9 protein-coding genes are annotated in these 8,406 nt (G+C 34.3%); 2 read left to right on the forward strand and 7 right to left on the reverse strand.

The window, feature by feature from the left end; all coding sequences use genetic code 11:
* Positions 1-152: 152 nt before the first annotated feature.
* Positions 153-857, reverse strand: coding sequence for an HNH endonuclease (locus tag HU235_RS24685; protein WP_174881909.1), 705 nt, complete (start codon positions 855-857; stop codon positions 153-155).
* 421 nt (positions 858-1,278) lie between these two features.
* Here HU235_RS24685 and HU235_RS25260 point away from each other — a divergent pair, with 421 nt between their 5' ends.
* Positions 1,279-1,461: a tyrosine-type recombinase/integrase gene (locus HU235_RS25260; protein WP_233452428.1), complete on the forward strand. Its 183-nt coding sequence runs from the start codon at positions 1,279-1,281 to the stop codon at positions 1,459-1,461.
* A gap of 248 nt (positions 1,462-1,709) precedes the next feature.
* Here HU235_RS25260 and HU235_RS24695 read toward each other — a convergent pair whose 3' ends face one another.
* The 3 genes from HU235_RS24695 to HU235_RS25630 form a co-directional block, all read right to left on the reverse strand.
* Positions 1,710-2,639 carry an Nmad3 family putative nucleotide modification protein gene (locus HU235_RS24695; RefSeq protein ID WP_174881910.1) on the reverse strand — a complete coding sequence of 310 codons (930 nt, stop codon included), beginning with the start codon at positions 2,637-2,639 and terminating at the stop codon, positions 1,710-1,712.
* Between the two features lie 967 nt (positions 2,640-3,606).
* Entirely contained in the window at positions 3,607-4,404 is a 798-nt protein-coding gene (locus HU235_RS24700) for a bacteriochlorophyll 4-vinyl reductase (protein ID WP_174881911.1), read from the reverse strand.
* 543 nt (positions 4,405-4,947) lie between these two features.
* A complete protein-coding gene (locus HU235_RS25630) occupies positions 4,948-5,097 on the reverse strand; it encodes a restriction endonuclease (RefSeq protein WP_174881915.1) in 150 nt (49 codons plus the stop codon).
* 153 nt (positions 5,098-5,250) lie between these two features.
* Between HU235_RS25630 and HU235_RS25635 the strand changes: the two genes are divergently transcribed.
* Positions 5,251-5,469 (forward strand): restriction endonuclease, encoded by a 219-nt coding sequence (locus tag HU235_RS25635; RefSeq protein WP_174881912.1) that lies wholly within the window; start codon positions 5,251-5,253, stop codon positions 5,467-5,469.
* Between the two features lie 526 nt (positions 5,470-5,995).
* Here HU235_RS25635 and HU235_RS24715 read toward each other — a convergent pair.
* Genes HU235_RS24715 through HU235_RS24725 form a run of 3 tightly spaced genes read right to left on the reverse strand, consistent with a single transcriptional unit; the run spans position 5,996 to position 8,271 of the window.
* Positions 5,996-6,463 (reverse strand): hypothetical protein, encoded by a 468-nt coding sequence (locus HU235_RS24715; RefSeq protein ID WP_174881913.1) that lies wholly within the window; start codon positions 6,461-6,463, stop codon positions 5,996-5,998.
* A 38-nt stretch (positions 6,464-6,501) separates the two neighbouring features.
* Entirely contained in the window at positions 6,502-7,776 is a 1,275-nt protein-coding gene (locus HU235_RS24720; protein WP_174881914.1) for a replicative DNA helicase, read from the reverse strand.
* Between the two features lie 42 nt (positions 7,777-7,818).
* On the reverse strand, positions 7,819-8,271 hold the full coding sequence (locus HU235_RS24725; protein ID WP_233452430.1) for a hypothetical protein: 453 nt from the start codon (positions 8,269-8,271) through the stop codon (positions 7,819-7,821).
* Between the last annotated feature and the right edge of the window lie 135 nt (positions 8,272-8,406).

Raw genomic sequence — 8,406 nt, forward strand, 5'->3', positions numbered from 1 at the left:
ATCCTACTCCTATAATTTTACATTACGCAAACTTTTATGATGTACTAACTGTTGTAAATTACCAGAACCTTAAATGTGGGGTTCCTACTTTATTTAACTATTTGCATAGAGATAACAGCCCTTTAAAATAGCCTCTTTTGTAAAAAATACCATTATCTCAAAGACAGTTTTAATCTCTGACTCAACCTTTCAGGAGATGGATAGTCAGCTATATTCTTAGGGTATCTAATTCTGTCATAAAGTAATTTTATGTTTTCATTCTGAAGAAATATCTCACCATTAGACCTTACGCAAATATCCCCGTCTTCATAAAACTTATCATGAATTTTACAAAGACAAATCCCATTGTTCACTGTATCATCTGCACATAGATGTGCTGGATATATGTGAGCAGCAACTAAAATTGAGTCATCGTTTATTTTACACATTGCACATTGATGACCATATGCCTTAAGTACTTTAGTTCTAAAACTACTTTCTCTTATTAATTTTCTTCCAACCTTTTCTACATATTCTCTTCCTTCGGGATATAATCTTCTAGCATTAATTAATTCATCAGTTTCAAGTTCTACAGTACCATCATCATGATAGGTTGCTTTTGGTAATAGATTATACCTATTCTTTGTTAAATCTAAAAAGCCCGTTGTACCTTTTTCATCGAAGATTATCTGCACTCTAATTTCTCCTTTATTATGTTCATCAAATGAGTACAAAATTGGATAGACCTTGTCATCTGGTAACTTTTCTAAAAAGTCCTCTTTCAGTTGACGATTTCTCTCTTCTCTAATAGCTGCATTATTTGTCTCTATTAATATTTTTTTCGTGAAATACCTGCCTTCACTATCAATATAGTGCATAAAACCCTCCCCTTACATAATAATATTTTCCTTATTTTAACATAACTATTTACTTATAGCCTACTCAAGTATCCCTAATATATTTTTTACCCCCACCCAGTGCCGTATGATTGACTTTTGGAAACAAAATATTATGTATCGGTCATTAGCTCCATGACTTTAAAAACAACTCAATAACCATAAACAATACTTGGGGTTATGCGAAAAGACATCCCCAAGGATTCGGTCCGACTAAAAATGAAGCATCTAATCGTACAATTAAACTAGATAAAAAGACAATGAACGCATTTAGAAGACTTTTCGAGACTGTAACACCAAATTTGTATGGATACCAAGAGTCCAAGTACAGAGTAATTAGCAACACCAATCCAATAAGTCTCTTACAAAAAACTTACTAGAACTTGGAATCGATCCAATTACGATGCATGCCTTAAGACACACCCATGCAAGTGTTCTATTATATAAGAAAATTGACTTCAATTATATTAGTGAGCGTTTTGGGCATAGTAATATCAATACGACTTATAAGCACTATTCTCACGTGATTAAGGAACTACGGGAGGAAGAGGAGAAACAGACGATTGAAACTTTTGAGAATATGTAAGCTCGGTTGAAATCGAAATTATTGTGGTTTATGGTATAAGAAAGGTGTTGGTGTGTGAACACTGGCATTCCTCTTAGTTATTCGCAGTAATGGGATGTCTAATTAAATACGTGTAAGAAAAAAGGCAACTCACACTGCTTAGCGGGCATGGTGAGTTGCTTTTATGTAATGCAAATGAATGTCTAAAAAAGTATTCCTTCCTTTATAATGCAGAATAGACCTCTAAAGGAGATTATTTTTAGTATTAATCACTTATAGTTATCTATAAATAATGAACGTAACCATTCTAAGCTCTTATCTTTTAAATTAGAAACATATTCTTGACCGCGACCTGTTGACTGTACATAGCAATAGTTACTATTATCAGGACAGTTAAGCCATCGATTTGAAATGTTTTCTTCTACATTCAGGTATGTTGGGCGGTAATCATCCGTATTAAAAAATGATGGTAATTTCCAGATACTTGGTTGGTTTTTATGTAATTCAGAAGATAGTAACAAATCGCTTGTTAGTTTCGGAAAATATCCACTTCCCGGTATTTCCATATCTTCAAATAATTTTTCAGCCGCCAGAAAAATTGTGTTATTATCTCGGTTAATAAAATCATAATCAGATCCGTGCGGGTGTCTATCTCTGACTTCAATTGGAAGTTCTGATTGGTTTACTTTGGTTATTACTTTATTAACTTTTAGCCACCCATAAATAAAATAGGCACCTTGTGTCCAAGCTCCAATAGGATCAAGAGGATGCACTCTATATTTTATTGGCGTAAATCTACTAAAAAATAGAAATATACTACCTTCTTGGACTTGATTGTTTCTTAAATGGCCAGCAGCTGCTTCTGATTGCCCAAAAGCACCAAATTCAGGTCCATTTGTTAGCCATGGGCATCTCCCTAAAATTGGATCATAATGGGCACTCCTATTTCTTACTTCTATTTTAGTATTTTTTCCAAAGTACATTTTTGGATGGTTAATTAATTCTTGTAGATTTTTTGCATATATTCCCTCAAAAAACTGGCTAACAAGTGATAGCTCATTATATTTATACAAAGCATCTTTCTCTTCATCTTCTGGGATAGGCAATACAATAAATTTCCCTGTCTTTGGGTCAAAAGGAGAATATCCATTCCCAGAGGTAGAATCAAACCCTTTTCTACTTAATATGAGCTTTTCCATAATGCCCTCCTTATAAAAAACTATATTAGTAAACTTATAATAATACGTATTCCTATTATTAACCTTTCATCTCTGAATCATTGTTATGTTTAATGACGATGAGTTTGATTTCAACATTTATGGAAAAACTCAATAACAAATGAATTTCAGTTGATGGTTAGAAACTATCAAACACTCTCGTTAATTATAAAAAGTTTATTAACCATAAAAGAATCAGAGAAGTGAAATAGCATAATACTTCACTTAAAGTGAGGGCCTAACCAATTAAAGTCTGAACAATTTTTAATGCATTTACTCTTGTAGTCGCTATGAACAAAGCATTTTTTTGTTCTTCTTTCCATTTCCAATCATCTCCTATACCCTCAAAAAGTAAAATAATATGTGAACTTTCCCAACCTTTATAGCTATGATAACTACAAATCTTCAAGCGTCCCTTACTAGGTTGAAGTCTCCATTTTTCATTCCGTCTCTCGTCACAAAAGTAACCTTTTAAGAACAAGTCTGCGTTCTTATTGTACAACCTAGTAGCAGAACGTCCGTCACCATGCTTGTATGTATTCACAAGATCAACTAATAGTTCAACCGTTTCCCATTGGGAAGTCTTTGTCAGATAGAAATTTTAAAAATTCGTATGCTTCTTTTATTTGACCCATATTAAAACCAAACTTTTAAAATTCATCTTTTGTTCTTATCGGACTCATTCTATGGTTTAGCTCCGAGTAAATAAAACCCCTCAATTATTGTTCAAAAATCTTGTATGTTGAAGGCAACAAAGACATGTGAGAATTTTATTCCATAAATTTTTCAGCTTTACCGTAACAACCTTCGGATTTAGAACATAATATCTAACAACCATTGATTTATCTAATAAACGGCAATCTATTATTAAGACAATAGGATAGTAAATGTTATTCATGTTGCTTTTTATCTTTATTTGTTATGTTCTTCTACCTGCTCCCCTATCTCTTCAAAATTCTATGTCAATGATGTCTGGCATTTCTCTCTTAATTTCATCCTTATCCTTTTGAAATTCTTGTGGTGAGTAGTTTAAAGAATCATACATTGTATTTCTTAAACGATTACCCATCTTTGTCATTGATGTATAAGTTAGACCACCAGAAACAACTCCTCCAACAATAGGAATTACTTTAGAGATTCCTTTAGCAAAAGTATCTTTTGTCATCTTAACCCCTATAAGAGCTGCTATTTTCTTTACAATCGGATAGTAGAATGTTTTGGTTAATGCCTTTTGTGGTAGTCTTTCTAATGTCTGTTGTGCTATTTTGGAAGAAACCACTTTTAATGTTGAAGCAGCACCCCCTACACCAAACATTACACCAAGGAATAAAATTAATTCATTTCTTACTCGTTCCAAGTCTAGTTCTTCATCATCCCAAAAGTCTTTGTATCCAAATATATAAGCTAGTTCTTGTGATAAACGTAAAGCTACTCCAAAAAATTGAAGAGTATCTGCTGGAATTGTGGCAGCCATAGCCCATCCACCAGGTAGTCCAGCCGTAAATGAAGTACCAGAACTTTGCAAGGTTCTTTTATTTACAAGGGATTTTGACATTCTATTGATTTGTTCTTTACTGATCCCAACATCTAATGGTCCTTTATCTATTAATAGGGGGATTTGATCCGAACTTAATTTATCACCAAATGTTTTTACTAAAAACTCTTTTCGATCAACTTTAACACCTGGTATTTTTAATGCGTTTACAATTATCAATTCAACATTTGTAGATTCTCCATTATTAGCCATGATATTTCCTTCTTTCTTTCCATATTTCAATCGAATAATCTATATCTATTATATCATTTAATATATCTCCTGAAGGGTACTCTATGATCTCATCTGAACTACCTAACATCTCCTTGTTTTTAAAGAAATATTGAATCTAGCTTGATATCATATTAAACAACTGATTAATTTACTCTTGAATATTCAATCCATTATATAGCTCACATATGTACTATCTCACCCTGTATCCGGCCGGTCGGATATCAACTTTTTGAAAGTTATTGGCTTAGTAAGCTTCCCATTAATAACCACTTTACAACCGTATACCCTAATCTACCGTCACAATATTTTGCCATTCCATAACAACTCTAAAATTTCGTTCATATGCATGAACGATTTCCGACATGTAGAGCCAATTATCGATTAACATTTCTGCTCTAGAACGTACATAATGTCCGTCAGCTGCTCTATGTTTTGCTTCAAATTTGTCTCCAAATCCTATTGTTGAACCGTGATTCGTTTACCAGACCCCAAATAATGCTTTATTTGTATACATTCATTTGCTTAGTGATGCTTGTTATAAATAATTAAATCAATACCTCCGTCAGCACCATCAGATGTTTCACTAGCTTTGTAACCTTTTGATTTGAAGTATAGATAACACAGACGTTCAAACTCTCTCCATGTTAGGTCTTCTAATTTAGATTTGATTATTTCATTGTCAGCTCGAACCTGTTACTTTGGTTAGCTGAACTTCCACTTATTCTATTTTTTTTACGTGATTTTTTAGTGTTTTTCTTTGGTAAAGCTATGAAGACAAGCCTCTCTAGTATTGGAGCAAATATTAAAATACTAAAAAATATGTAAATGTTTGTGCTTTTTAGTGTTAAAGAAATTAGAGAATTAAATTCAGCAAAACGGAATCATAAGTGTCCATTAGCAATGTTTATTACATCAAGCACCTTCACAAAAGATGCTCTATTACAGGCTGATATTTTTAAAATAGAATGCAAAGACATTCATTGGATTAATAATAATATCGTAAAGTGGCAAGAACAACAAATAACTAAAAGCTTCTCCAGTTAGACCAATACGACAACAACCGAGTACTTGTTGCATTATGTTTAACAAAACACAAAGAGAGAGTAAGAATTTTACTCTCTTCTCTCTCTTTTGTTAATCACTTAAATTCTACCTACCCTACCTATTAACCTTTTGTAGGTTACTTCCACTAGGACCCACCATATCCTAATAGCTTTAAGTTTTTTCCAAAAATTCAATAATAGCTCAATCTAATATACCTATCATATATTGGTAACGACTTTTCTAATTAACAATTCCAGTTTTCCCTTACATTCATTTACTAATAGTTCTTCTGAACCTATAAAACTCCAATGCTAGTTCATCTAAAGATACCGTTTGTCAGGGTCAAACTTTTACAGTACCATAATTATGTAATAATCATAAAAGTCAAAATCCAACTACGCTTTAATCACAATCTTCAAATACCTTCTCGGCAATATATAATCAAGATTTTGAATTTCCTCATCAATAATTTCAAAACGAATATATTTCAACTCGTTATTCAAAGCTAAAATATTTTCCAACTTTTCTATCCACAGCAGCTAACGGCATTATAATTAACATCGTACTTTTCACTCCCCCTCGTAAAATACCCTACTATTGCCGGAAAATAAGTGAACTCCTTCCTCATTTCCCGAAACGAAACCACATCCTTTCCTCTAACAAACTCAAAATCTAGCGAATATTCATGACAATTCAATGGTGGGTGATGGTATACTTCGAAATAGTATTGAATGGCCTGTTGCTCGTTGCTAGCAAAGATAAAAACAAAATCATTCTCGTTCATCTTTAATGAGTAAATCCCAATCTTATTAAAGCCTAAAACATTGTTTTCAATCATTTCCGCGACCTTCTCATGATCTGCTTGTTCAAAGTCGATTTTTGATATGTCATCTTCTAATGAAATTTTCTGCTCTGCTAGTAAGTGATGGATGTAATGGGCTAATGAAGATTCTTCAGAACAGATAGAATCCAAATATAGCTCTTCCACTATCACGTGTTCTCACCTCGATAAGAGTTTTTTAACATTTTGTATCATTCGTAATCTTCTCCAGTAGTAACACTCTGTTCCTTATGCTCCTCAATTTTCCCTGTATACACGTTATAATTGACCTTTATCAATCCAATCGGACCATTTCGGTTTTTCGAAACAATGATTTCGAGGGAACGATCCTCGGTGTCCTTGTCATAGTAGGCTTCACGATACAAGAACAAAATGACATCTGCGTCCTGTTCCACACTGCCCGATTCCCGAATATCTGACATAAGTGGCCGTTTATTGGCTCTTGATTCGACTGAACGATTTAGCTGTGCTAAACAGACGACTGGGCAATCAAAGTCCTTTGCCATTGCTTTAAGAGATTTGGATATTTCCGTAACCTGTAAATGAGAATTCCCTCCGTATGATTCACCTGATTGGATGAGGGTTAAATAATCGATAAAAATAATCGGTTTCTTGTGTGGAAATTGATTTTTCATTTTTCGCGTTTTCGATCGCATCTCAGCAATCGTTTGTCCCGCTCCATCAAAAATTTGGATATGAGTTTCGTTGAGATCGTGAATGACATCAGACCATTTATTCTTTTGCTCTTCTGTTAACATTCTTTTCGGATTCCGCATTTTTGTCCGATTAAAGCCCCCTGTCGAAGCAATTAATCGAGTAGTAATCAGCTTTTCAGGCATTTCCAAGGAAAAGACGAGTGGCAGAAACCCTGCCCATCCCGCTATTTTAGCGAAATGAAGCATGACATCGGTTTTTCCCATTGATGGTCTTGCGGCGACAATCGTCACTTCCCCGTCCTGAAAGCCTCCTGTTATTTCGTCGAGCTTGTGGATACCTGTTGTGATGCTTTTCGAGATGATTTGGTCCTCCCATGGTGCCTCATAGATAGCGGACAATGCTTGGTGGATTGACATATGATCATCTAGCTTCATTTGGTTAAGTTTATCCAATTCGGTCATGACTCTAGAAATCTCCCAATCATTCATTGCTGCTATCGTTAAAAGATTTTTCTTTTCGCGTTCCTTCCAAAGGTCTAGAATAAGCTTTTCTATTCCCTCAAATTTCTCAAGGTCCGCATAGGATAATAACTCCGAAAGGTAAGACATTCCCCCTAATGATTCAAGGTCAGGCAAGGTTGTCATTGTGATTAAATCAACACTCTTGCCTGAACGGTTTAATTCCACCATTCTGCGCATGATTTCTCTATGTCGTGTGCTTTCTAGCTGTTCAGGCCGAATAATCGTATCCTTTAGTAGATACTCTGCCTTCATCAAGCTCCCTAAAAATGCTTTTTCAGCCAAACTCAATCCTTTTCACCTACCAAATCTAAGAAATGCTGGGTTTCCTACTTACTCTCCATCCTCAATGCTAAGAGACTTTTCAGGAACGCAAAAGGATTCATATAAGCTACGAATTTCATCCCTAAGTATCGATTTTGAAACATATTGGATAAGCGAGGTGTCATCTACTTCTTTTAATTCAGAATGGACGCTGTCCATGACTGACTTTCCACCCTTCCGTAGATACTCTCTTCCCCAGTCTTTAACGGCGAGTTCTTTTGTTTCAGGATTGTAACGAATTAGCTTATGGTAGTTGATGAATCTTTCCATTAGCGTTTGTACAGCCTCAATTGAAAACCCTAAATCAAACGACATTTGTTTTTTTATAATGCGATAAATTCCAATTCGCGTCGTATACGGATTCGTAAGGAGATAAACATAAAAATATTTATCCTCTGGGGTCATCTCTTCCACAATCGGATTGTTCCAAAAGTCTGTCCGTAACTTTCTATAATTTGTCATCTGTTTCACTACCCTTTCTTCTTTGAATTTTCTTTTCATATGTTATATATAGAAAAATGGAGGGAGGGTAGCGTTGGTTTTTAAAAAATTTTATATTTTTTGCATGAAAAAGGTTTGATATTAACTAAATAAAAT

The sequence above is a fragment of the Metabacillus niabensis genome (assembly GCF_902829255.1).
Lineage (GTDB): Bacteria > Bacillota > Bacilli > Bacillales > Bacillaceae > Metabacillus > Metabacillus niabensis.